This is a genomic window from Bradyrhizobium sp. FW305-F6, assembly GCF_058782905.1.
In genome coordinates this window covers 1,481,602-1,502,895 of sequence record NZ_JBYSYD010000002.1, presented here as the reverse complement: position 1 = coordinate 1,502,895, position 21,294 = coordinate 1,481,602, and the positions used below count along the sequence as shown (strand labels likewise).

The 21,294-nt window shown below is 64.4% G+C and carries 24 protein-coding genes and 1 pseudogene; 12 read left to right on the top strand and 13 right to left on the bottom strand.

All coding sequences use genetic code 11. The annotated features are described in order from the left end of the window. Positions 1 to 17 precede the first annotated feature (17 nt). Positions 18 to 989, top strand: coding sequence for a LysR family transcriptional regulator (locus AC3WLX_RS18390; RefSeq protein ID WP_492337000.1), 972 nt, complete (start codon positions 18 to 20; stop codon positions 987 to 989). 65 nt (positions 990 to 1,054) lie between these two features. Here AC3WLX_RS18390 and AC3WLX_RS18385 read toward each other — a convergent pair whose 3' ends face one another. Genes AC3WLX_RS18385 through AC3WLX_RS18375 form a run of 3 tightly spaced genes read right to left on the bottom strand, consistent with a single transcriptional unit; the run spans position 1,055 to position 4,381 of the window. Beyond that, positions 1,055 to 2,272, bottom strand: a complete 1,218-nt coding sequence (locus tag AC3WLX_RS18385; RefSeq protein WP_492336999.1) for a class I SAM-dependent methyltransferase — start codon at positions 2,270 to 2,272, stop codon at positions 1,055 to 1,057. 2 nt (positions 2,273 to 2,274) lie between these two features. After that, a complete protein-coding gene (locus AC3WLX_RS18380; protein WP_492336998.1) occupies positions 2,275 to 3,063 on the bottom strand; it encodes a DUF1365 domain-containing protein in 789 nt (262 codons plus the stop codon). 4 nt (positions 3,064 to 3,067) lie between these two features. Further along, entirely contained in the window at positions 3,068 to 4,381 is a 1,314-nt protein-coding gene (locus AC3WLX_RS18375; protein ID WP_291621672.1) for an NAD(P)/FAD-dependent oxidoreductase, read from the bottom strand. Positions 4,382 to 4,552: 171 nt separating this feature from the next. Here AC3WLX_RS18375 and AC3WLX_RS18370 point away from each other — a divergent pair, with 171 nt between their 5' ends. Next, complete coding sequence (locus AC3WLX_RS18370; protein WP_492336997.1) at positions 4,553 to 5,347, top strand: DUF1295 domain-containing protein; 795 nt, start codon at positions 4,553 to 4,555, stop codon at positions 5,345 to 5,347. Positions 5,348 to 5,438: 91 nt separating this feature from the next. Next, positions 5,439 to 5,840, top strand: a complete 402-nt coding sequence (locus tag AC3WLX_RS18365) for a DUF2177 family protein (RefSeq protein ID WP_492336996.1) — start codon at positions 5,439 to 5,441, stop codon at positions 5,838 to 5,840. 57 nt (positions 5,841 to 5,897) lie between these two features. Here AC3WLX_RS18365 and AC3WLX_RS18360 read toward each other — a convergent pair whose 3' ends face one another. From AC3WLX_RS18360 to AC3WLX_RS18345, 4 genes are all read right to left on the bottom strand, one after another. Then, positions 5,898 to 6,200, bottom strand: a complete 303-nt coding sequence (locus tag AC3WLX_RS18360) for a hypothetical protein (protein WP_492336995.1) — start codon at positions 6,198 to 6,200, stop codon at positions 5,898 to 5,900. A gap of 17 nt (positions 6,201 to 6,217) precedes the next feature. After that, positions 6,218 to 6,802 (bottom strand): RNA polymerase sigma factor, encoded by a 585-nt coding sequence (locus tag AC3WLX_RS18355; RefSeq protein ID WP_492336994.1) that lies wholly within the window; start codon positions 6,800 to 6,802, stop codon positions 6,218 to 6,220. Positions 6,803 to 6,880: 78 nt separating this feature from the next. Continuing rightward, a complete protein-coding gene (locus tag AC3WLX_RS18350; RefSeq protein ID WP_492336993.1) occupies positions 6,881 to 7,522 on the bottom strand; it encodes a ChrR family anti-sigma-E factor in 642 nt (213 codons plus the stop codon). Beyond that, entirely contained in the window at positions 7,519 to 8,064 is a 546-nt protein-coding gene (locus AC3WLX_RS18345) for a sigma-70 family RNA polymerase sigma factor (protein ID WP_291621684.1), read from the bottom strand. The genes AC3WLX_RS18350 and AC3WLX_RS18345 overlap by 4 nt, the downstream gene beginning before the upstream one ends. A gap of 297 nt (positions 8,065 to 8,361) precedes the next feature. Between AC3WLX_RS18345 and AC3WLX_RS18340 the strand changes: the two genes are divergently transcribed. From AC3WLX_RS18340 to AC3WLX_RS18325, 4 genes and pseudogenes are all read left to right on the top strand, one after another. Beyond that, complete coding sequence (locus AC3WLX_RS18340) at positions 8,362 to 8,610, top strand: hypothetical protein (RefSeq protein ID WP_492336992.1); 249 nt, start codon at positions 8,362 to 8,364, stop codon at positions 8,608 to 8,610. Between the two features lie 163 nt (positions 8,611 to 8,773). Then, positions 8,774 to 9,445 (top strand): FABP family protein, encoded by a 672-nt coding sequence (locus AC3WLX_RS18335; protein ID WP_492336991.1) that lies wholly within the window; start codon positions 8,774 to 8,776, stop codon positions 9,443 to 9,445. 15 nt (positions 9,446 to 9,460) lie between these two features. Further along, positions 9,461 to 9,532, top strand: a pseudogene (locus tag AC3WLX_RS18330) (2-hydroxy-3-oxopropionate reductase); the annotation flags it as partial. An 84-nt stretch (positions 9,533 to 9,616) separates the two neighbouring features. After that, positions 9,617 to 10,888 carry a flavin monoamine oxidase family protein gene (locus AC3WLX_RS18325; RefSeq protein WP_492336990.1) on the top strand — a complete coding sequence of 424 codons (1,272 nt, stop codon included), beginning with the start codon at positions 9,617 to 9,619 and terminating at the stop codon, positions 10,886 to 10,888. A gap of 55 nt (positions 10,889 to 10,943) precedes the next feature. On the opposite strand, the gene AC3WLX_RS18320 is transcribed toward AC3WLX_RS18325, so the two are convergent. Then, positions 10,944 to 11,258 (bottom strand): hypothetical protein, encoded by a 315-nt coding sequence (locus AC3WLX_RS18320; RefSeq protein WP_291630754.1) that lies wholly within the window; start codon positions 11,256 to 11,258, stop codon positions 10,944 to 10,946. Positions 11,259 to 11,621: 363 nt separating this feature from the next. Between AC3WLX_RS18320 and AC3WLX_RS18315 the strand changes: the two genes are divergently transcribed. Beyond that, the gene (locus AC3WLX_RS18315) at positions 11,622 to 13,199 is read left to right on the top strand and encodes an oleate hydratase (protein ID WP_492336989.1); all 1,578 of its coding nucleotides are present in this window, start codon (positions 11,622 to 11,624) and stop codon (positions 13,197 to 13,199) included. Positions 13,200 to 13,208: 9 nt separating this feature from the next. Here the strand turns inward: AC3WLX_RS18315 and AC3WLX_RS18310 are convergent, their stop codons facing one another. The 4 genes from AC3WLX_RS18310 to AC3WLX_RS18295 form a co-directional block, all read right to left on the bottom strand. Next, complete coding sequence (locus AC3WLX_RS18310; RefSeq protein ID WP_291630758.1) at positions 13,209 to 13,787, bottom strand: hypothetical protein; 579 nt, start codon at positions 13,785 to 13,787, stop codon at positions 13,209 to 13,211. Between the two features lie 204 nt (positions 13,788 to 13,991). Beyond that, positions 13,992 to 15,305 carry a tetratricopeptide repeat protein gene (locus tag AC3WLX_RS18305; protein WP_492336988.1) on the bottom strand — a complete coding sequence of 438 codons (1,314 nt, stop codon included), beginning with the start codon at positions 15,303 to 15,305 and terminating at the stop codon, positions 13,992 to 13,994. Between the two features lie 15 nt (positions 15,306 to 15,320). Continuing rightward, positions 15,321 to 16,331 (bottom strand): aldo/keto reductase, encoded by a 1,011-nt coding sequence (locus AC3WLX_RS18300; RefSeq protein ID WP_492336987.1) that lies wholly within the window; start codon positions 16,329 to 16,331, stop codon positions 15,321 to 15,323. A 273-nt stretch (positions 16,332 to 16,604) separates the two neighbouring features. Beyond that, positions 16,605 to 17,030, bottom strand: a complete 426-nt coding sequence (locus AC3WLX_RS18295) for a PaaI family thioesterase (RefSeq protein ID WP_492336986.1) — start codon at positions 17,028 to 17,030, stop codon at positions 16,605 to 16,607. 63 nt (positions 17,031 to 17,093) lie between these two features. Between AC3WLX_RS18295 and AC3WLX_RS18290 the strand changes: the two genes are divergently transcribed. Beyond that, entirely contained in the window at positions 17,094 to 17,720 is a 627-nt protein-coding gene (locus AC3WLX_RS18290; protein WP_291624743.1) for an NUDIX hydrolase, read from the top strand. Positions 17,721 to 17,775: 55 nt separating this feature from the next. Continuing rightward, entirely contained in the window at positions 17,776 to 18,957 is a 1,182-nt protein-coding gene (locus AC3WLX_RS18285) for a hypothetical protein (RefSeq protein ID WP_492336985.1), read from the top strand. 163 nt (positions 18,958 to 19,120) lie between these two features. Here AC3WLX_RS18285 and AC3WLX_RS18280 read toward each other — a convergent pair whose 3' ends face one another. After that, positions 19,121 to 19,423: a hypothetical protein gene (locus tag AC3WLX_RS18280; RefSeq protein WP_291624750.1), complete on the bottom strand. Its 303-nt coding sequence runs from the start codon at positions 19,421 to 19,423 to the stop codon at positions 19,121 to 19,123. 208 nt (positions 19,424 to 19,631) lie between these two features. Here AC3WLX_RS18280 and AC3WLX_RS18275 point away from each other — a divergent pair, with 208 nt between their 5' ends. Together AC3WLX_RS18275 and AC3WLX_RS18270 are read left to right on the top strand one after the other, a co-directional pair. Next, complete coding sequence (locus tag AC3WLX_RS18275) at positions 19,632 to 20,111, top strand: hypothetical protein (protein ID WP_492336984.1); 480 nt, start codon at positions 19,632 to 19,634, stop codon at positions 20,109 to 20,111. Between the two features lie 173 nt (positions 20,112 to 20,284). Further along, complete coding sequence (locus tag AC3WLX_RS18270; protein WP_492336983.1) at positions 20,285 to 21,232, top strand: TAXI family TRAP transporter solute-binding subunit; 948 nt, start codon at positions 20,285 to 20,287, stop codon at positions 21,230 to 21,232. Positions 21,233 to 21,294 lie beyond the last annotated feature (62 nt).

Below are 21,294 nucleotides of genomic sequence, written 5' to 3'. Positions count from 1 at the left end.
GCTGCAATGGCGCACCCATGAATCTCAAACAGCTCGTGCATTTTCAGAATGTTGCGACTCATGGATGCATCACGACGGCTGCTGCGCGTGGCAACATCGCCCAGTCGGCGCTTTCGAGCCAGATTGCGGCCCTGGAAGCCGATTTGGGGGTCCAGCTCTTGTTCCGTCACGCGCGCGGTGTGACGCTGACCCCCTGCGGCGAGATCCTGCTGGATCATGCCCGCCAGATCCGTGCCCAGTTCGACCTGGCTCGCCGCGAGGTGCAAGAAGCCGCCGACGTGGCGGGGGAAGTCACCATCGGTATTCCCGTGAGCATGGCCTCGGTGCTGACGCTGCCGCTGCTGCAGGCTCTCGAGCTCAAGTTTCCAGGCGCGCAAGTCCATGTGTTCGAAGGTCTGACGGGCGACCTGCGCGGCTGGCTCCGGTCGGGCAAGATCGACACCGGCATCCTCTATGGCGATGACCAGGCCGACGGCCTGTCGCTGACGGAGCTTGCCGAGGACGAACTGGTGTTGTTCGGGCGAGTTGGCGAAGAGGCAGCGGGGCGCCAGAGCATTGCATTGGAGCAACTCCCCCGCTGGCTCATCTACACGACCGATGGCGAGCACCCCGTGCGCCCATTGCTGAGCAAGACCGCGAAGGCTCATCATCTCGCTCTGAAATTCGGGGCGCAGATCAACTCCGTGGGGCAGCTCAAAGCCCTCGCGCGCGAAGGCCGCGGCCATACCATTCTCCCGCGCGTGGCGCTCGCAACGGAAGAACCGACGGAACGTGCGCAAATTCTGCCGATCGAGCCATCGATCAAATTGCGCAGCTATGTGGCCACCAGGAGCAATCCCGGCCGCCCGGTCCGCAAGGTTGGCGATCTCCTGCGCGACGTCGTCGAACGCCTCATTCGCAGCGGGGATTGGCCCGGAGCTCGTCTGCTGCAGTCGGATGCCGCGTCCGGGAATATTGATCGCCCCCTTGCCGGCGCGACCTCGCTTTAAAATATGGCCGGTGCGTCCAATTCCCTCGTGGCAGACGTCTCCATGTCCGCCGCCCTGAGCCCGCCTCATCCCCGCCTTGCAAACACCAGCTGCCCGACGTCGATCTTTCCGGCCCTGAACCCGGCCTCACAGTAGCACAGATAATATTCCCAGAGCCGGCGGAACGGCTCGTCGAAGCCGAGCGAGGTGAGGTCGGTCCAGGCCCGGCTGAAATTGTCGCGCCAAAGTGCGAGCGTCTTCGCGTAATCCTGTCCGAAGACGCGCTCGCGAACCACAGGCATCTCGAAGCGTTCGCCGAGCGAGCGCAGGATGGTGGCCGAAGGCAGCATCCCGCCCGGGAAGATGTAGCGCTGAATGAAGTCCACGCGCTGCCGGTAGCTGTCGAACAGCTCGTCGCGGACCGTGATTGCCTGGATGCCTGCCAGCCCACCCGGTTTCAGCCTTTGGGACAGCTGGCTGAAGTAGGCCGGCCAGAATTGCTCGCCGACGGCCTCGATCATCTCGATGGAAGCGATGCGGTCGAAGCGGCCATCCTGGTCCCGATAATCCTGCAACCTCACCTCGACCTTTTCCGCGAGCCCGGCTTCGTGAATCCGCCGGCGGGCAAATTCGTGCTGCTCCTCGCTGATGGTGAGCGCCAGCACGTTGGCGCCGTAAGTCTTTGCGGCAAACTCGGCGAAACCGCCCCAACCGCATCCGATCTCGAGCACGCTCTGGCCGGGCTGCAGTTCAATCGCCTTTGCCAGCTGTTCGTATTTGTGGCGTTGAGCAGCGGGCAGGTCGGCCGTCTCGGCCGAGAACAGGGCCGACGAGTAGGTCATGCTGGAATCCAGCCACGCCCCGAAGAACTCGTTGCCGAGATCATAATGCCTGTGGATGTTGTGCCTCGAGCCCTCTTTCGTGTTTCGGCGCAGCCGATGAAGCGCCCGCCGGCATAAACGGACGAGCAGGTTCCCGGCAAAGGCGTTGTCGACCAGGTCTTCGTTGAGACAGAAGAGATAAAGAAGCTGGGTGAGATCGGGCGTGGTCCAATCGCCTCTGATGTAGGCTTCGGCCATGCCGATGTCCCCGCCCAGGACAAGGCTGCGCGCGAACCTGTAATTGCCAAGTTCGATCGTGGCCGACGGACCCGGAAGCTCGCCGCGCAACGTCACAAGCCTCCGGTCAGGAAGGTGCACATGAACGGTGCCGCATTTGAGCTGCGATGCCAGGCGCAAGGCGAGGCGACCCAGGAATGGAACCCCATCGAACTGAAGAGAGTGACGAGCGGCGGCGAGGTCCATGGTCAAGTCTCGCGTTGTTTCAAGCGGGGCAGGTAGGGGACCCCCTTCAGCCAAAGCCGCATCGCTTCCCAATGAATGGCTGCAATGACCTTGAACGTGAGGAAGGGCAGAGCGAAGAGCGCCGCCAGTAGCGAGCGGCTGGTCAGAGCACGACGTCGACCAGAAAATGCTGCCGCGAACATCGCGCCCTGCTCCCCCGTCTGCACGATCCGGATCGTCACATCCTGGCCGGGTGGAGAAATGCTGAAGCGGTAATGTGTTCCCATCTCCATGAAGGGAGAAACGTAGAACTCTTTCGCCTGGTCCTGTCTGATGGCGCGGCCCGGTGGCGCGTCTTGCACGGGCACGACATAGGAATGCGTCTCGCCGAAGGTGTTGCGGACCTCGTAGATCAACAACGCAAGATCGCCGGATGCCGCATAGCAGAAGTAGACCGAAAGCGGGTTGAACACGTAGCCCAGGACTCTGGGATAGCAGAGCAGGAGAACGCGACCGCCCGAGAGGTCGACGCCGCGCTCCGCCGCCAATCGTCGGGCGTGCTGGCTCAGGCACGCGCCTTTACCGTCGCCGTGATCGCACTCGTGGAAGCTGAAGGGGGCCGCTCGATTGACGCCGAACAGTCGGGACTGGCGATCCGCTTCGTTCAAGCGATCGAGGTCGATCAACAGGTTCATCACGCGGTAGGTGAACCGGTGTTGCACCGGCCGCCACCTCGCGTGCATCACTTTTCCCCAGTAGAGCGCCGCTGGTGCTGTCGCATTCTCGGCTTCGGCAGTTTTCGTGCGGGCCATCACGCTACTCGGCTGCCTGGACCAGCAACGAGTCCGGCTGCCGCCATGGAACCGCGCAACCGAGTGCTTCGGCAACGGAGATGCCGGCCTGCAAGCCATCCTCGTGAAAGCCGTAGCCGGTCCACGCACCGCAGAACCAGGTCCGGCGCCGACCCTGAATGGCCGGGAGCCGTCGCTGCGCCGCGAACGCAGCCATGTCGTACTGGGGATGGTCGAAGCTGAATTTCGCAAATGTCAGATGAGGTGCCGGTTCGAAAGGCGGGTTGAGGCTGACGAACAACGGCTTGCGGTCGTCGATGCCCTGCAGCCGGTTCATCCAATAGGTCACCGCCACGTCGTTCTGGACGGCCGTCTGCCGCGGCCATTGCAGGAAGTTCCAGGACGCCCATGCCTGGCGGCGCTTCGGCATGAGATTGCGGTCGCGATGCAGATAGACGGTGTTGGGAGCGTATTTGATCGCGCCGAGGATGGACCGTTCGTGGGCGTCGGCATCCGACAGCGCCGCCAGGGCCTGATCGCTGTGGCAGGCCATGACCACGGCATCGTAGGTTTCAACACCGCCATGACTGTCGCGGATGGTCACGCCATGCTCCGCCCGGTTGACCGACGTCACGGCACAGCCTAGCCGAATGTTGTCCTTGAACAAAGCGGTGAGCTTGTCGACATAGCGCCGGCTGCCGCCTTCGACCGTTCGCCAGCGCGGCCGGCCCAGGTGCAAAAGCTTGTGATTGTCGAAGAAGGCGACAAAGTTCTCCGCCGGAAAGGACAGGATGTCGGCCGACGAGGACGACCAGATCGCCGCTCCCATGGGTCCGAGATAGTCGGAGAACAGGCGCGGCCCGAACGATTCCCTGCTCAGATACTCGCCGAGCGTCAGCCCGTGCAGGCGGCCCGCGCGCAAGTCCGTCACGCTCTGACGGTTGAACCGCAGGACTTCGGCGAGCATGCGAAAATAGGAGGGCGACCCGAGGTTGCTCGGTTGTGCAAACAGGCCGCAGGCCGTCTGCAAGAGGGTCTCGCCGCCGCCGCGCCATTCGAAACGGCCATGATCGGCCGACATGGCGAAGCTCATGCAGGTCTCGACGGTGGTCACGCCGAGATGGGCGAACAGCGCCGTCAGCTGTGGATAATTCGCCTCGTTGAACACGATGAAGCCGACGTCGACATCGACGGGCTCTCCGTCATATTGGACGCGAACGGTATGACTATGTCCCCCCGGCTGCAGCTCGCGCTCGTAGACTGTCACGGCGTGGCGTTTCGACAGGAGCCACGCGGCAGCATTGCCGGCAATCCCCGTCCCGATCACGGCCAAACGCATTCGCTGTCGCCCCCACTGCAATACCGTCTACCACGGTCGGTGAAACCATCGGTCTGGAAACGTTTGGCGCGATGATGCGGATCACCTTACCCTTGACGCACATACCTGCCGCCGAAGCGAAACCGGCTCCCGCAGCGGACGTATCGAGGGGAGGTTAATGTTGGTGTCGGCATGATTCTTGTGCATCTTCAGGCGATCGGCGGCATTGCGCTGGCCCTGTGTCTCCTGATGGGACTGGCCTGGGTCGTTCAGCAGCGCACCGGAAATTCCGGATGGGTCGATGCGATCTGGTCCTATGCGAACGGCCTCGTTGGTGCGGTCGCCGCCCTGTGGCCTCTGGAGGACGGCTCGCCGGCACGCCGTGTGCTCGTGGCCGGCCTCGCGCTGCTCTGGTCGGTGCGATTGGGTACGCACATTGCACGCCGCGCGGCGGCAGGCATCGACGATCCGCGCTATGCCAACTATGCGCGCCAATGGGGGGCGGCGGCCCCTCGCCGAATGTTCCTGTTCCTGCAATCGCAGGCGCTGGTTTCGGTGCCGCTGCCGTTCGCCATCTTCCTCGCGGCCCACGCGCCCGAGCCTGGATTGCGGCTGCAGGACTATGTCGGAGCGTTCATCATTCTCACGGCTATCGCGGGCGAGGGATTGGCGGATCAGCAATTGCACCGGTTCAAGCTCTCCCCATCCAACCACGGGCTGGTCTGTAACGTGGGCCTCTGGAGATGGTCGCGACACCCGAATTATTTCTTCGAATGGCTGGGGTGGCTGGCTTACCCGGTCATCGCGCTCTCGCCCGGATACCCCTGGGGTTGGGCCAGCCTGGCCGCGCCGGCGATCATGTACTGGATCCTCGTGCACGTGACGGGGATACCGCCGCTGGAGGAACAGATGCTGAAGTCGCGCGGCGATCTCTATCGGGCATATCAGGCGCGGACCAACGCATTCTTCCCATGGCCGCGGAAGTGAGCGCCCGGACGTGATCCGGCATAGCGCCTCGCGCGTTACCTGCTGCCGGCGCGACAATCGGCAAGAAGCAACCGCACGGGGGACCGCGGACATGAATCTTCTCTTCACCTACCTCTCCGTGGCCGTGACCTTCGTCGTAGTCGATATGATCTGGCTCAACATCATGGTCGAGCGGCTTTACCGGCCGGTGCTGGGCGACATGTTGCGGGCCGAGCCCAACCTCGCCGCCGCCGCGGTCTTCTATTTGCTCTATCCCATCGGTCTGCTCTGGTTCGCCGTGCTGCCGGCGCAGCAAGACGGAAGCGCGTTGCGCGCCCTGACCTCCGGCGTGCTGCTCGGCTGCTTCACCTATGCAACCTATGATCTCACCAATCAGGCGACCCTGCGGAATTGGTCGACCGGGCTGACGCTTGCGGACGTCTGCTGGGGATCGCTGCTCGCGGGCTTCAGTTCCTGGGTCGGATACCTCGTCGCGCATAAGCTGGCCCACTGAGCAGGCGCTGCTCGACGGAGCGAAGTGGCGTTGATCCGGGCAACGATACCCGGCCAATCAGGTCGATGATCCCCGGTCAGGTCGCTCGAAAGTGTCTCTGGTTTCCGCGATCTTGTCGGTCAGGCATATGAACGCCATCTGAGCCTGCGCTCTCTTCTCTTCGTCGAGCAACAGGCATGCGAGATCGACCAGCCGATGGCCCATGCGTTCCATCGCAGCAAGGACTGCATCGAGGCCGGCTTTTGGATCGTCGGCCGCAACCCGCTCCACCTCTCTGACAATGGCCTCCAGCCGTGCGATCGAGGCGACAAGCCGGTCCTCGTGCCTACGCTCGGGAAATTCAATGATTTTCGCGGCCATGCGCGCATCCTCCGGATTCAGGCTGCGGCAGATGCCGCGAGGCAATCCTTGCGCACGGCCATAATGGTTCGGTGCAACCACGTCTTGATGGTGCCGACCGGTACGCCGAAGCGCCGTGACAGGCTCGCCCGGCTCTCGCCTTCGAGGTAGGCCAAGGCCACCAGCCTGCGGCGATCTTCCGGCAGGCGAGCCAACGCCCCCCGTGCGATCGGTTCGGCGCTGGCGTAGTCGAAATCCCCGACAGGTGACGGGCCGGAAACCGCTGGAACCAGAATAGCCTCGTCCAGCTCGAAGGTCGGCTGTCTTCGCGCCCGCAGATGGTCAATCGCGGCGTGCCGGGCAATCGTGGACATCCAGGCCATGACCGGAGCCCGTCCGGAATCATACCGGTCCGCGTTGCGCCAAACCTTCAGAAAGCTTTCCTGGAGAATATCGTCGACGTCATGAGGCGAAGCTCCAACGGCCAGCACAATGCGGCGCAGTCTGCCTCGTGTCAGGGTGTGAAGTTCCGCGAAGGCTCGTGCCTCACCCGAGGCCACGCGCGCCAGCAGTTCGGGCAATTTCTCGCCTTGCACCTGACTTGCCAGGCTCGAACAGGCCATGTCCTGTATCCCTTGCGTTTCTTTGAAAACGCTTTGGGCGCAGGCCCAGATCACTCCTGAGGAAGGGGCGGACGAGAATTACAGCCGCACAAAGGGCCCGATCAAACGGCCGAGCAAGCCGTTCATGCGCAGGTCGCCGGTCATCGCGACCAGGCAGAGGCAGGGGCCTTCGTCGCCGACGATCGGACGATGGTCGACCTCGTCGTCACCATAGTCGAAATCGCCGGGACCAAAGCGTCCGCCCTCGTGGCTGAAACTGCCCTCGAGCACGAGCGTAAGCTCGGTGCCGGTGTGGGTGTGCTCGAGCATGCGCGAGCCCGGCGCAGACCGAAGCAGGAAGGCGCGCGCCGTACCGGAACCGGAAAGCTCGATCGGCCGCATGCTGAGGCCCGGCGCCACGCGCCGACGCTTGCCGATGCGATAGCCTCTCAGGGCCGGCGGAACATCGTGGTCCATGTCGGCCGCAAGCGGCGGCGCTTTTGCGTCGGCCGGAGATTCATCAATTCGCGACATGATGCGGTCGAACGCATCTGGGGCGGTCGGCACCGGCTCGGCCTCTTCCAGCGCCGCGCCAGCAAGCTGCTCGATGGCGCGCACGAAGCGGGCGCATCGTGGGCATCCCGCAACATGCACGCCGACGACCAGCTGATGGGCCTCTTCCAGCTTGCCGGCCGCGAAATCGGCCAGAAGTTCTTCAGGCGGATGGTGGCTGATCGTCATGCTTCTTCGTCCAATACGTCTCTCAACCGGTTCATCGCCAGCCTGATTCTCGACTTGACCGTCCCGAGCGGGATGCCGAGCAGGCTCGCGATTTCAGGGTGCGCCTTCTCCTCGATGAACGACAACCTGACGACGGCGATCTGCTCTGCCGAGAGTTGCTTGATGGCGGACTCGATGCGTGCGGCGTCCTGTACGCGGGACATGACCGCATCGGCCGGTTCGGCGGGGTCCGGTGCATCGGGCAGATCAGACACGGCTTCCAGGCGGCCCGTCCGTGCCCTGCGGCGGAGCAGGTCAATCCGCTGATTGCGCGCGATCGTGAATATCCAGGCAGCCGCGCCCGCGGTGGCAGGATCGAACAGGCCCGCCTTCCGCCACACGGCGATCATGGCGTTTTGTGCGATCTCCTCGGCCTCGTCGGGGCTGCACCCGGCCTTCTGCATCAACCCCTTGATCCGGGGTGCGAAATGCTCGAACAGCCGCCTGAAAGCCTCCTTGTCGTGGTGAGAGGCCACGCGCCCGATCAAATCAGCCCAGTCCACCTTTGCCTTCGGCCCTTTGCTCGCACCAATCGACGGCCGCGCCGGAAGCCTCCGGGGGTAACCCGCCTCAGCCCGGATTGGCACCTCTATAGCCCGGATAGCAGCGATCATAGCGCCTCGACAAGCGACCTCTGGGGCTAGAACGAGTGGGAACCGGCGCCGGATCACTGCGAAATGGCCATTACCCGCCTCCGAAGGCGCCCGCCCGTGCGTCCCTCCATCCCTGGCATCCCGCTTGCTCAGTCAGGATCCAAGCTCTGGCCTCCGCGGAGGGGCCGTTTCAGGTTGAGGCAAGTGATGCAAAAAGTGTCCCGTTCTGGTGCTGCTGATGAACTCAGGCTCGACGCATTGATCGCCGATTTGTGGTGGCGCGTTCGGCTGATCAACACCGACATTCTCGAGGAGGAGGCTCGTGCCGGGATGTTTGACCCGAACCAGCCGACCTATCCGCTGCTTGCGGCCAATCTTCGCGCCCGACGCGACAATCTGGTCGCGACGATCGGCGTGCTCGAGCAGCGTGCGAAATCGGTTTCCGAAGCGGCCTGAGCGCGGGGCTCTGGCGCGAGCTCAGTTGCGCAGCCTCTCTCTGTGCCGGCTGCCGCCTGCACGTAGCGCCTAAGTCCATTCGCAACTGTCAGGCGCGCGCACGCGCCGCAGTCGCGCCTGCGTGCTATGGCTGTTCTTCGTAGCCTTCCCCGCGAGGACAGCCATGCTTCCCATTCCAGCCGACATCTTCACCGAGCCCGAGGACGTCTCGCCCGATAGCCTCGCCAATCTCGGCCCGCTTCGGCGTCTTGCCGGCACTTGGCAGGCGGACAAGGGCATCGACGTCAATCCGAAGGCGGACGGTCCGGAGCGGAGGACCTTTATCGAGCGCATCCGCATGGATCCGATCGATCCGCAGGCCAACGGACCGCAGCTGCTCTACGGGCTGCGCTATCACATCCACATCAATACACCGGAGGAGGACATCACCTTCCACGACCAGGTCGGCTATTGGTTGTGGGAGCCCGCGACCGGGCTGATCATGCAGACCCTTGCCATACCGCGCGGGCAGGTGCTGCTGGCCTCGGGCAAGGCCGGGCCGGACGACAGGACGATCTCCGTCAGCGCGAAGCGCGGCGACACCGCCTACGGGATTTGCTCGACCGATTTCCTGGAGCAGGCCTTTCGCACCGATGCCTACCGTTGCGACATCACCTTCAACAATGACGGCAGCTGGACCTATCTGATCCAGACCGAGTTGTTCGTGCGCGGCGCGCCCTTCAATCACCGCGACACCAACACGCTCCAGCTCGTCGCGCCGCCAAGGCTCAACCCGTTGGCGGTGATCGCGAGCGATCCCGCCAAGGAAACAGCCGGCGGCGGATCGGCGGCCTGAGAGACGGAGAATCTCGTGAAGCCTTGCGTCATCTGCCTGATGCACTCGAGCCGCGACGGCCGTACGCATCCCAGCCGCTGGCGTCCGCTGGCGAGCACGCGGCAGCTCGGCCTGCTGTTGCGATACCTGATCGAGAACGCTCCGCCAGCAGCGGCGAGGTGAAGCGCCGGCATGTCAGATCAATCCAAGCACATCGTTATCGTCGGTGCGGGCGCAGCCGGCCTGATGGCGGCGCGCGAATTGGCGCGTGCAGGCCGCAAGGTGACGATCCTGGAGGCGCGCCAGCGCTGCGGCGGCCGCATCCATCCGCTGCCGGCCTCGGAGTTCGGCTATCCCGCCGATGGCGGCGCCGAGTTCGTTCATGGCGAGGCGCCGGTCACGCGCGCACTGTTGCTTCAGGCTGGACTGTCATTTCAAGAGATCGAAGGTGAGCGGTGGCGCTTCGACGGCAAGAAGCTCGCGCGCGAGGATCGTCACGATCCCCACGAAGCGGAGCTTCACGCCAAACTGCGGGACTTGAAGGACGACCTCACCGTCGCCGACTTCCTGCGCCGGCATTTTGCAGGCGACAACTACGCGCCGATGCGCCATTCGATCGAGCGAATGGTCGAAGGCTACGACGCGGCCGATCCCGAACGCGCCTCCACGCTGGCACTGCGAGCAGAATGGATGGACGGCGGGCACGCGCCGCAGGCGCGTATCGATGGCGGCTACGGTGCGATGATCGATTTCCTGGCGGCCGACTGTCGCAGGCGCGGCGTCATCATCCGCCTCGGCTGCGTCGTGTCGGCGATCTCGGAGGAGGGCGGCGCGGTGGTCGTTCGCTGCGCCGAAGGCGAAGTGCACGCCTGCGGTCGCGTGATCCTCACAGTGCCATTGCCTCTGCTACGCGACATCTCCTTGCCGGAGAGTGCGCGTGCCAAGCTTGCGGCTGCCGACGACATCGGCTTCGGCAACGTCATCAAGATTTTGCTGCGCTTCGCCCGGCCATGGTGGCGCGAGCGTAAGCACGACCTCGCGAGCATGACCTTCCTGCTGTCTGATGAGAGCATTCCCGTGTGGTGGACACGCTACCCGGACCAGCATCCCGTCCTCACGGGTTGGTTCGGCGGCCCGCGCACGACGGAGCTGGCAAGCCTCGACCCGCCAGCACTGATCGATGCCGGGCTTGGCTCGCTCGCTGCCATCTTCGGCCTGCCGCGCAACGACATCGCGCGTGAGCTGGTGGCGGCGGCTGCGATCAATTGGGCGCATGACCGCTTCGCGCGCGGCGCCTATTCGTGGGCAACACCACGGACGCGCAACGCCCAGGAGCTTCTCGGACGTGCGGACGGGCCATTGCTGTTCTCCGGCGAAGCACTTTATCGCGGCCGCGACATGGGCACCGTCGAGGCGGCACTCGCAAGCGGCCAGGAGGCGGCGCTGGCGATCTTGCAGGAATAACGAAAGGCCCGCATCGCTGCGGGCCTTTTTTATCTCGGCAAGTCTAGTGTCTATCTTACCAGCGTCCACCGCCGAAGCTGAAGGTCACGCCGGGACCACCGCCGCGGTAGTAGCCGTACGGACCGCCACCATAGTAGCCATGGTGCCGCGGATAGTAACCGTAGCTGCGGTAGTGCGGACGATGGTGGCCGTGGTGGCGCCAGTGATGATGGCGATGGCCGTGATGGTGGTGCCTTCGTTGCGCGCTGATGTCGGTGGACTGCTCGGTCTGGGCAGTCTGCTTCGCGCTGGGACGGTCGGCCGCATTGGCAGAGGATACGCCGGCAAGAACCGCAGCGCCCAAACCCATCGCGACAAAAAGATACTTCATGTCATCACTCCAGTTGAATGTCGTGCGACAACAGATGAGCGTGCAGCACGTTCCGGCCCTGGCGGGCGTCGAAACGACGCAGATACAGTTCCAAGCTGAACGTTTGTTAACGTGTGTGAACGACTGAACGTTCCCGCGTCCATCGTCGCCATGAAGAGCTATTGCGAGCTCGAGCTCAGAACACAGCGCAGCCTCTCCTCGGCGATGGGCTGCTGCGCGTCGATTCAATGCAATGAAACGTCGCGTCGCGCGAGCACGAGCAGCGACGGCGACTCACCTGAACGTGATCTGCATGCATGTCGCGCTTGATCCAGCGCAACTTTGATCGTCGTCGCCGGATGCACTGTCGACGCGACATTCGAAATGCAATCGAGGCAGGTCATGAAGGCGTATTTCATCGGTGGCGGCATTGGGTCGCTCGCGGGCGCCGCGTTTCTGGTTCGCGATGCGCAGCTGCCCGGGCGCGACATCGTGATCTACGAGGCGCAGCCGCTGGTCGGCGGCAGCCTCGACGGCGCGCAGCTTGCGAACGGCGCCTATTCGCTCCGCGGCGGGCGCATGCTCACCACCGACCATTACGAATGCACCTGGGATCTGCTCTCGAGCATTCCCTCGCTCGAACATCCCGGCCTCAGCGTGCGGGACGAGACGGTCGCGTTCAACGTGGAGAATCCGGCGCATTCGAGGGCACGTCTGGTCGATCGCAACCGCTTCAAGATCGATGTCTCGCATATGGGCTTCTCCGCGCGCGACCGGCTCGAGCTGCTGCGGCTCACCGAGGCCTCGGAGGAGACGCTCGGCAACAGCCGTATCACCGACTGGCTGTCGCCCGGATTCTTCGAATCGAATTTCTGGTACATGTGGCAGACCACGTTCGCCTTCCAGCCTTGGCACAGCGCGGTCGAGCTGAAGCGCTATCTGCACCGCTTCATGAACGAGTTTCCGCGCATCGAAACGCTCGGCGGCGTCAAGCGCACCGTCTACAATCAGTATGACGCGATCGTTCGGCCGCTGACCGACTGGCTGAAGCGCCAAGGCGTGCAATTCGTGCGTGGCACGCGCGTCACCGACATGGCGTTCGAGGCCGACGGCGCGCGCTTGCGCGTGCGTCAGCTTACGCTCGACCGCGACAGCCGCACCGCCAATGTCCGGCTCGAAGACGACGACATCGTCTTCTTCCAGAACGGGTCGATGACGGACGCCTCCAGCCTGGGCACGATGACCGAGCCGCCGCCGCGCCTGACCAAGGCCGACAGCCAGGGCTGGGCGTTGTGGGAGACGATCGCGCAAGGACGGCCGGAGTTTGGCAATCCCTCAGCATTCAACACTTCGATCCCCGAATCCTACTGGCTGTCCTTCACCGTCACCTGCCGCGATCCCGGCTTCTTCGACCGGATGGAAGCGTTCTCCGGAAACAGGGCCGGCACCGGCGGTCTCGTCACGTTCAAGGACTCCAACTGGCTGATATCGGTCGTGCTCTATCGCCAGCCGCATTTCGCGGGACAACCGAACAACGTCCAGGTGTTCTGGGGCTATGCGCTGCATCCCGATCGCGTCGGCAATTTCGTGGCGAAGCCGATGTCGGACTGCGGCGGCGCCGAAATCCTGAAGGAGCTCTGCGGCCATCTCAACTTCGATCCCGCGGTTTTCGAAGATGCGATCTGCATCCCCTGCCGCATGCCCTACATCACCAGCATGTTCATGCCGCGCAACCTGGCCGATCGGCCGCTGCCGGTGCCCAAGAATTCCGTCAATCTCGCCTTCGTCAGCCAGTTCGTCGAAATCCCCGACGACGTCGTGTTCACCGTCGAATATTCGGTGCGTGCGGCGCAGATGGCGGTCTATCAACTCATGAAGATCGAGCGCCCGGTGCCGCCGGTGACGCGGCACGACAAGTCGCTGGCCGTGATCTTCGCGACGCTGGAGAAGGCGTTCGCGTGATGGATGGAGCTACTTGAAGGGGTCCTGGATCGACGGTGCCGACTGGCGGATGCGTCGCACGCTGACCGGGGAGCCGTCGGAGACGAACAGGAGCTCGTATTTGCGGCCCTCGTTGTCGGTCGCCGAGCAGGTGACGTCTTTCACCTTCCTGGCGGCGAAGTTGCCCGTCTGGCGGCAGACTCCAATGGATGTCTGCTCGGCCGGCACGGGCAGGCCGTCGACCCTCGGGCGGTGCTTGGAGTTGAGCAGCATGCGGTCGATCGGCAATTCGTAGGAATTGTCGTCGGCGCGCTTGCCGTTCTCGCCGGAAAACGACACCACATGGCTGTCGTCGGAGGGATCGTCGACCGCGACCGCGAAATTGACCCGGCCCTTGTCGCCATGGGCGTAAGCGACGGTCTTGCAGGCATAGGTGCGCCCGGCGACCTCAAGCGTCTTGCAATGGCCGGACATCAGCGCCAGCAGGTCGATGAAGGCGTTCTGCTGCGCCGGCGGATTGTTGACCCGGATCGGTTCGGAAGTTTCGGCAAAACAAGGACTTGCCAAGCTGATGGCCAGGACGGCGAGGACCGGTCGGCAGAGGCGCATGGTCAGGCTCGTGTGCCAGGGGGCCGCGGCGGGGGGAAATTCCCGCACCATAACCATCGAACCGCAAATTGGTTGCGATCCCGTTTGTTCAGCAACACCCGTCTGGAATACCACCGCGTCATACCCCCAACGGCGATTCGCCCCAATCGCCTACCCCGTCCGGCCGGCACTTGCCGCCAGACTGGTGTTTTTTTCGTGGCAAAGCTAGCCGGTCGCCATCTGCCAGCGCGTGTCACGAAGCGACGGCCGGCGGTGCAGGCGGGCGTCCAGCAGGGCGCGGGCGCGGGGCAGCTCGCCGCTTCGCATCAGCGCGACGACATAGGTGTCCTCGATCAGCTCGCGCTGGGCATGGCTGCCGCCGATCCGCACGACCTCACCGAGAACCGGCGCGAGCGCTTGCACGCACGAGACGTAATCTTCGTCGGCGAAGGCCGCGAGCGCGCGGCAGATCGCCGGCACCACCGGGCCGGCCGGCAGCTTGCCGTCGGCGAGCCGCTGCTCGATCACCGCAAGGCGCTCGGCCAGCGCCTCTCGGTTCTGTGTCGCGGCCGCGAACAGCGCCATGTGCACGTCCGCAAAGGACAGGCTCGATTTTGGAAACAGTCGTTGCGCGGCGGCATCGGCCTCGACCCACAGCGCCTTCGGCACGGCGTGGCCGTAAGCCGACAGGCGCCATAGCAGCGAGGCGCTGTCCGTGACCGCGTTGAGCGGCGGCGCCTGCGTGACCGACGGCTGAAGCACGTCGGCGTAGATCGCAAGCGCCCGCGCCGCATCGCCGTGTTCGAGGGCGCCGAGCGCCTGGTGCCAGCGAATGTGGCCGTGCAGGATTCCGTCGCGGTCGTAAGTCGGGATCCATTCGTCGACGAGGCGATCGGCCGCCTCGATTGATCCATCCTCGAACATCGCATGCAGCACCGCGTGCGCGGCGTGGGCGTTCTGCCGGCGCAGGTTGAAGCCGCGCTCGGTCACGGCGCGGCCGCGCACGACGTCGCCGTTCTCCGTCATCGCCCAGCCGGACATGGTGAGGAACCACCAGTCCTCGCCGTAATGCTGCGCGACGCGCTCGCACAGCTCGTGACGGGCGCGATCATGGTCGGCCATGCCTGAGAAGGCGAACAGGCCGAACGCGCCGAGCGGCAGCGACAGCACCACCGCATCGCGCGGCCATGCGTCGACATGTGTCAGCGTCGATGCGATGGCGTCCGGCAGCCGGCCCTCGATCGCGAGCGCCAGCGTCTCGACATGCGAACGCTCGCGCATCGAGCCGCGCCTGGCCACCAGTTCGCGTGCGAGCGTCGCCTTCTGCCGTGCCAGATCGCCCTGCTGGTAGAAGGCATGCACGCGGGCGCGGGCGATATGGGCCATCGCGAAATCCGGATCGAGCGCAATCGCTCGCTCCAGCATCTCCGCCGTGCCCGTCCAGCCCGCGAGCATGAGGTCGATGCCGTCGCGATAGGCGGCCGCCGCCTCGTGCGAGGAGGTGGAGAGCGGCAGGCCGTAGCGGTCTTCATGTGACATCGTCGTCTCCCAGCCTCACGCCGTCCGCGCCCACCGCCCTTCGATTGGGTAGGCGGGATCGTTGTAGCCCGGTGTCGAGGGATGGCCCGGCACGACCAGGCGGTCGATCAGCGCCTCGTCCTCGGCGGTAAAGCGATAGTCGAGCGCGCCGATGTAGCCGTCCCATTGCTCCCCGGTGCGGGGACCCGCGATCACCGACGAGACGAAGGCGGAGTTCAGCACCCAGGCCACCGCGAACTGGCCGGCGGTGATGCCCTTCTTCTCCGCGTGGGCCTTGATCTCTTGCGCAAGGCGGAGCGATTCCGGCCGCCATTCGGTCTGCATCATGCGGGTGTCATTGCGGCCCGCGCGCGTCTCCGTGTCTGGAGCCGCATCGGGCTTGTACTTTCCGGTGAGGACGCCGCGCGCCAGGGGGCTATAAGGCACGATGCCGAGGCCGTAATAGCTACAGGCCGGGAAGTGCTCGACCTCCGGCATGCGGTTCATGGCGTTGTAGTAGGGCTGGCTCACCGCAGGCCGGTCGATGCCGAGCCGGTCGCAGATGTTGCAGATCTCGGCAACGCGCCAGGCGCGGTAGTTGGAGACGCCGAAATAGCGCACCTTGCCCGCGCGGATCAGGTCGCCCATCGCGCGCACTGTCTCCTCGAGCGGCGTGGCGTGGTCCTCCTTGTGCAGATAGTAGATGTCGATGTGCTCGGTGCCGAGGCGCCTCAGGCTTTCGTCCGCAGCCTGCAACACCCAGCGCCGCGACAGGCCACCGCGGTTGGGATCGTCGCCCATGGGATTGGCGAGCTTGGTCGCGAGCACCCAGGCGTCGCGATTGCCGCCGATCGCGCGTCCGACGACCTCCTCGGACAGACCTTTCGAATAGGCGTCTGCGGTGTCGATGAAGTTGATGCCGGCGCCGCGTGCCTTGTCGATGATCCGTTTTGAGGTGGCCTCATCGGTGGGACCGCCGAACATCATGGTGCCGAGACAAATCGGCGACACCTTCAGGCCGCTGCGGCCGAGCTGACGGTATTGCATAGGCGGATCCTCGGTGCGTTTCGGACAGCAGCATAGTCGCGTCATCTCGTCATTGCGAGCACAGCGCGATCCAGCAATGCCGTCTCTTCTTGTCGTCCCGGACCAGCATAGCGAAGCGGAGCGCGGATCCGGGACCCATAGCCACAGGGAGTTGTTTGGCGAAGACTCGGAGTAAGCAGCATGTGTGGCAACTACTCCCTGGGGTTATGGGTCCCCGCCTTCGCGGGGACGACGACGGAGGATGCGGTGGGCTTACCCCGGGCTCGCCGTCAGCTACCCCGGCCCCTTCAGGATCTTGAACACGCCGTTCGCCATGACCACACAGCGGCCGTCCACCGTCACCTCCGTGCTCATGAAGATCAGGCTTCGTGTCGAGCGCACCACGCGGGGACGGGAGATCAGGAGGTCGCCGATCTGGCCGGCTTCGACGAAATGAGTGTCGAGCTGCACCGTCGCCAAGTAGTCCTTCCCGGAGACGTAGCGGGCGGTCATGCCACAGGTCCGGTCGGCGAACGTCATCATCACGCCGCCCTGAACCATGCCGCGGCGGTTGTGGTGCTTGTCTTCGGTCGCGAGCGCGAACTCGTAATGGCCATCGACCTTGCGCTCCCACAAGGGGCCGATCAGGTGCAGGAAGCCGGTGGTGTCCAGGATGCTCCAGCCCTCCGATTTCAGCCTTGCGGCGGTCTTGTTGGTCATCTCGTCCATTCCTGTGCTTGCGTTCTCGTTTCATCGAGGCGGGACGTGGTGTAGTCAAGCATCATGAGACCGTTCGACGATGCCACACGGCGGAATATCGCGGCAGCCTGCACCGCCTTCGCGCGTTTGCCGGAGGGCGCTGCGCCGGCGGCGTTGAAGCGTGCCGCGGTGGCGGTCGCGCTGACCGCAGCAGGCGAAGGCGACGACACGGCGCTGCTGCTCACGCTGCGCGCCTCGCATCTGCGCGCGCATGGCGGTCAATGGGCCTTGCCGGGCGGCCGCTGCGATCATGGCGAAACGCCGATCGAGGCGGCGCTGCGCGAGCTCGACGAGGAGCTCGGCCTTCGCCTGACGGATGCGGACGTGCTCGGCACGCTCGACGACTATCCGACCCGCTCGGGCTATCTGATCACTCCCGTCGTGGTCTGGGCCGCCGACAGCACTGCGATCAGGCCGAATCCCGACGAAGTCGCTTCCGTCCATCGCATCGCGCTCGCCACCATTGAGCGCGAGGACGCTTTCGATTTCGTGGCGATCCCCGAGAGCGCGCGCCGCGTCATCCGCTTCCATCACCAGATGAGCCTGATCCACGCGCCGACAGCGGCGCTGATCTATCAGTTCCGCGAGGTGCTGGCGGGGCGGCACACCCGCGTCACCGATCTGGAACAGCCGGTGTTCGCCTGGAAATGAGATGGTAAACGGCGCGTTAACGTGACGGTTACCGGATGCCTGCTAAGAGGGCAGCATGCATCATTCGATTCGAAATACATTGGCGCTGGTTCCACTTGCGCTCGTCCTGATCACGCCGGCCGTCCGCGACGCCGAGGCCCAGCTGCTGCCGCAATTGTTCGCGCAAGGCGCGGGCGCCTCGCCCGCCGTGCTCGAATATCGCCGCAAGCTTGCGGAATACCAGGCGGCGCGTGCCGCCTTCGACGCCGAGGCCAGCGCCTATTGGAGCCAGATCTCCGAGAAGCGTCGCGGCCGCAACGCCAAGCGGCGCAGCGGGCAGCAGGTCACGCTCGACGATTACGTGCTGGAGCATCCGCCGCTATACAATGGACCGAAGCGGCCGGTGAATCCGGAGCCGGAGGAAACGCCGGACCGGCCGCCCCGCAAGCCGATCCCCGTCGTCACCGATTTCCTGCGCGCGGCGCAGGAGCTCTACCACTTCACGCCGCAGCGCCCGTCCAGCGAGCTCGAGTTCAAGCGCGCCTATGCGCGCTACGCGTTGGCCCACGGCCTGACGCGCGAGCAGGCGGTGCGGGTCTATGCGTTCGAGACCGGCGGCACCGGCAGTTACGACGTGCAGGCCGGCATCGAGCACGGCGGCAAGCGCGCGATCTCGACCGCGATGGGCTACAATCAGCTGCTCACCACCAACAGCGTCGAGCTGCTGGCCGAGCAGGGCCATGAACTGATCCGCGCGCTTTCGGAGAAGGTGACGAAAACGTCGGGGCCGGCGCGGCATGCGCTCGAGCACAAGTTCGGTGTCCTCAAGAAAATGGTGGCCCACGCGAAGTCGGTGCCCGACACCTGGTCGGAGCACGAGAAAATGGGCAGCACGCCCCAAGGCTGGGCCATGCACGCGATGGTGCTCGACGTCGACATCGGGCCGATGCTGCAAACCCACAAGCTCTTGACCTCGGTGCATTTTGCCCGCGCCAAGGGCCACACCCGCCCGCTCTCCGCCGCCGAACTCGAGATGATGAACCTCACCGGCGACGGCACCGGCCTCGACATGGTGACGATGCCGCAGGCGATGCGCGAGCAGGTGCCGACCTCGAATTTCTTCCAGCGCGGCGGCTATGAGCGCAACCCGGTCGCGATCCGCCACAACACGGTGGCGAAGCTGCTGCGGGTGACGGACGAGCGCATGGACGTGAACAGCGGCAAACCCGGCGCAAGGGAGCTGGCGGGGGCGTTTTAGCTTGTCCTGCTATCCAACGCGGTCATGCCCCGGCTTGACCGGGGCATCCAGTACGCCGCGGCTTCTCGTCTGGATCCCAATGGCCTCTGGAATGCTGGATCGTCCGCCTTCGCGGACGATGACACCGAGGGTGAGGCGGCACCTTCGGCCGCTAGCCCCACACCTACTGATCCGGCCCGAACTTGAACTTGCCGTCGCCCTCCAGATACGGGCCGCTGCGCATGTAGAGCTGGCCGTTCTGGCCGATGAAGAACAGCGTGCCCTTCGGCACCTTCTTGGCGCCCTTAAAGAGTTCGCCGGCATTGCTGGTGCCCATCTTGTAGGAGTAGGTCTTGCCTTCCCGGTCATAGGCGTAGCCCATGTCCGGCTTGAGCTCCCACGGCGTCGCTACGCTTTGCGCAAACGTCGGCCCTGCGAAGGTGCCGAGCGCCGCGGCGATTGCAAATGTCTTGATTGGAAATGCCATTGAAAATGCCGTCATCCCATCCTCCCACGGTCGGGACATTCCAGGATTGAACAAATCACGAACGCCGTGTCCCGGTCAACTCGCGAAAGCGCCGCAGCGCATCACGTCTTGCCCAGCAGCTTGTGATTTTCCCTTGGTCCCCTCGCGACTATGTTCCGCTTTCCGTCTAGAACGCAACTCGACAAAATTATCGGTAGGGATGATTCGAATGCGCCATGTGATCAAGCTTTGCTGGGCTGCCGTCGTGTCGATGCCGGCGCTGGCGCCTGCAGCCTGGGCAGATGACTATCAACTTAGCCATAACCAGCGCATTTCGTGCAGCCGCGGCCTTGCCCCGGGCAAGCTGAACACGGCGACCTGCAAGTCCTACACCTATCTCTTCAACACCAGGACCTCGGAATATTTCCGCTGCCAGGTCTCGCTGGCGCTGACGCGCGACAACAAGGAAGTCATCAACGTCCAGACCGACGGCGGCTGCACCAAGAAGCCGCGCATCTTCGACACCGACGGCAAATACGATTTCGACGCCACCGAGACCGAGCCGCCGAACACCAACTCGTTCTTCGGCCCTGGCGGCTATGCGGTTTGGGCCGCCGACGTCACTGCGCAGAAGGTGCGCGGCTGCATCATCATCTCCTCCGGCCTCGGCTCCGACATCTCCAAGTGCCTGGACATGACGTTCCAGTGAGGGGGGCGTCGTCTCGGGAGCGGTGAGCGCTGCGCCACGTCGCCGCAGCCGCGAAGTTCCCGAAAAATCGATCGGATCGGCCGTTTACCGCAGCTCAGCTTTATCTTTTGGATGGGTTGACCCGCATGCCTCATCCGGTCAATTTCGGCGCCGGTTTGGGGAGTAAAACAACCATGAAACGAACGATTTTCGGCGTGGCCGCGGCTCTCGCTCTGGCGGCGTCGGCACCTTGCGCGCATGCGCAATCCTTCATCAACGTGCTGACCGGCGGCACCTCGGGTGTCTACTATCCGCTGGGGGTCGCGATCGGAAAGATCTACGGCGACAAGATTCCGAACGTCAAGACGCAGGTTCAGGCCACCAAGGCATCGGTCGAGAACCTGATCCTGCTGCAGCAGGGCCGCGGCGAGCTGGCGTTCACGCTCGGCGACTCGCTCAAAGCCGCCTGGGAAGGCGAGGAGGAGGCGGGCTTCAAGACCAAGCTCGACAAGCTCAGGACCATCGGTGCGATCTATCCGAACTACATCCAGATCGTTGCGACCACTGAGTCCGGCATCAAGACGCTGGCCGATCTCAAGGGCAAGAGCCTGTCGGTCGGCGCGCCGAAGTCGGGCACCGAGCTGAATTCGCGCGCGATCCTGGCCGCAGCCGGGATGAGCTACAAGGATCTCGGCAAGGTCGAATACCTGCCCTTCGCCGAATCGGTCGATCTCATGAAGAACCGGCAGCTCAACGCCACGCTGCAATCGGCCGGTCTCGGCGTCGCCTCCCTCAAGGACCTCTCGACCTCGAGCCCGATCACCGTGGTGTCGGTGCCAAAGGAGACGGTCGACAAGATCGGCCCGCCCTTCGTCGCGGCGACGATTCCCGCCAACACCTATGCCGGCCAGGACAAGGACGTGCCGACGGCTGCCGTGATCAACTATCTCGTCACCAGTTCCGCGGTATCGGACGATCTCGCGTATCAGATGACCAAGCTGGTCTACGAATCGCTGCCGGAACTCGTCAACGCGCATGCGGCCGGCAAGGAGATCAAGCTCGAGACCGCGGCCGCCGGCAGCCCGGTCCCGCTCCACCCCGGCGCGATCCGCTATTACAAGGAGAAGGGGCTGATCAAGTAAGATCGGTTCTCTCCGTATCGTCATGCCCGGGCTTGTCCCGGGCATCCACGTTCTTGGAGGCA

Bases quoted from the DNA above. Each gene is read 5' to 3' on its own strand.
- AC3WLX_RS18390 (WP_492337000.1), top strand. From the start codon at position 18: ATGAATCTCAAACAGCTCGTGCATTTTCAGAATGTTGCGACTCATGGA.
- AC3WLX_RS18385 (WP_492336999.1), bottom strand. From the start codon at position 2,272: ATGGACCTCGCCGCCGCTCGTCACTCTCTTCAGTTCGATGGGGTTCCA.
- AC3WLX_RS18380 (WP_492336998.1), bottom strand. From the start codon at position 3,063: ATGGCCCGCACGAAAACTGCCGAAGCCGAGAATGCGACAGCACCAGCG.
- AC3WLX_RS18375 (WP_291621672.1), bottom strand. From the start codon at position 4,381: ATGCGTTTGGCCGTGATCGGGACGGGGATTGCCGGCAATGCTGCCGCG.
- AC3WLX_RS18370 (WP_492336997.1), top strand. From the start codon at position 4,553: ATGATTCTTGTGCATCTTCAGGCGATCGGCGGCATTGCGCTGGCCCTG.
- AC3WLX_RS18365 (WP_492336996.1), top strand. From the start codon at position 5,439: ATGAATCTTCTCTTCACCTACCTCTCCGTGGCCGTGACCTTCGTCGTA.
- AC3WLX_RS18360 (WP_492336995.1), bottom strand. From the start codon at position 6,200: ATGGCCGCGAAAATCATTGAATTTCCCGAGCGTAGGCACGAGGACCGG.
- AC3WLX_RS18355 (WP_492336994.1), bottom strand. From the start codon at position 6,802: ATGGCCTGTTCGAGCCTGGCAAGTCAGGTGCAAGGCGAGAAATTGCCC.
- AC3WLX_RS18350 (WP_492336993.1), bottom strand. From the start codon at position 7,522: ATGACGATCAGCCACCATCCGCCTGAAGAACTTCTGGCCGATTTCGCG.
- AC3WLX_RS18340 (WP_492336992.1), top strand. From the start codon at position 8,362: ATGCAAAAAGTGTCCCGTTCTGGTGCTGCTGATGAACTCAGGCTCGAC.
- AC3WLX_RS18335 (WP_492336991.1), top strand. From the start codon at position 8,774: ATGCTTCCCATTCCAGCCGACATCTTCACCGAGCCCGAGGACGTCTCG.
- AC3WLX_RS18325 (WP_492336990.1), top strand. From the start codon at position 9,617: ATGTCAGATCAATCCAAGCACATCGTTATCGTCGGTGCGGGCGCAGCC.
- AC3WLX_RS18320 (WP_291630754.1), bottom strand. From the start codon at position 11,258: ATGAAGTATCTTTTTGTCGCGATGGGTTTGGGCGCTGCGGTTCTTGCC.
- AC3WLX_RS18315 (WP_492336989.1), top strand. From the start codon at position 11,622: ATGCAATCGAGGCAGGTCATGAAGGCGTATTTCATCGGTGGCGGCATT.
- AC3WLX_RS18310 (WP_291630758.1), bottom strand. From the start codon at position 13,787: ATGCGCCTCTGCCGACCGGTCCTCGCCGTCCTGGCCATCAGCTTGGCA.
- AC3WLX_RS18305 (WP_492336988.1), bottom strand. From the start codon at position 15,305: ATGTCACATGAAGACCGCTACGGCCTGCCGCTCTCCACCTCCTCGCAC.
- AC3WLX_RS18300 (WP_492336987.1), bottom strand. From the start codon at position 16,331: ATGCAATACCGTCAGCTCGGCCGCAGCGGCCTGAAGGTGTCGCCGATT.
- AC3WLX_RS18295 (WP_492336986.1), bottom strand. From the start codon at position 17,030: ATGACCAACAAGACCGCCGCAAGGCTGAAATCGGAGGGCTGGAGCATC.
- AC3WLX_RS18290 (WP_291624743.1), top strand. From the start codon at position 17,094: ATGAGACCGTTCGACGATGCCACACGGCGGAATATCGCGGCAGCCTGC.
- AC3WLX_RS18285 (WP_492336985.1), top strand. From the start codon at position 17,776: ATGCATCATTCGATTCGAAATACATTGGCGCTGGTTCCACTTGCGCTC.
- AC3WLX_RS18280 (WP_291624750.1), bottom strand. From the start codon at position 19,423: ATGGCATTTCCAATCAAGACATTTGCAATCGCCGCGGCGCTCGGCACC.
- AC3WLX_RS18275 (WP_492336984.1), top strand. From the start codon at position 19,632: ATGCGCCATGTGATCAAGCTTTGCTGGGCTGCCGTCGTGTCGATGCCG.
- AC3WLX_RS18270 (WP_492336983.1), top strand. From the start codon at position 20,285: ATGAAACGAACGATTTTCGGCGTGGCCGCGGCTCTCGCTCTGGCGGCG.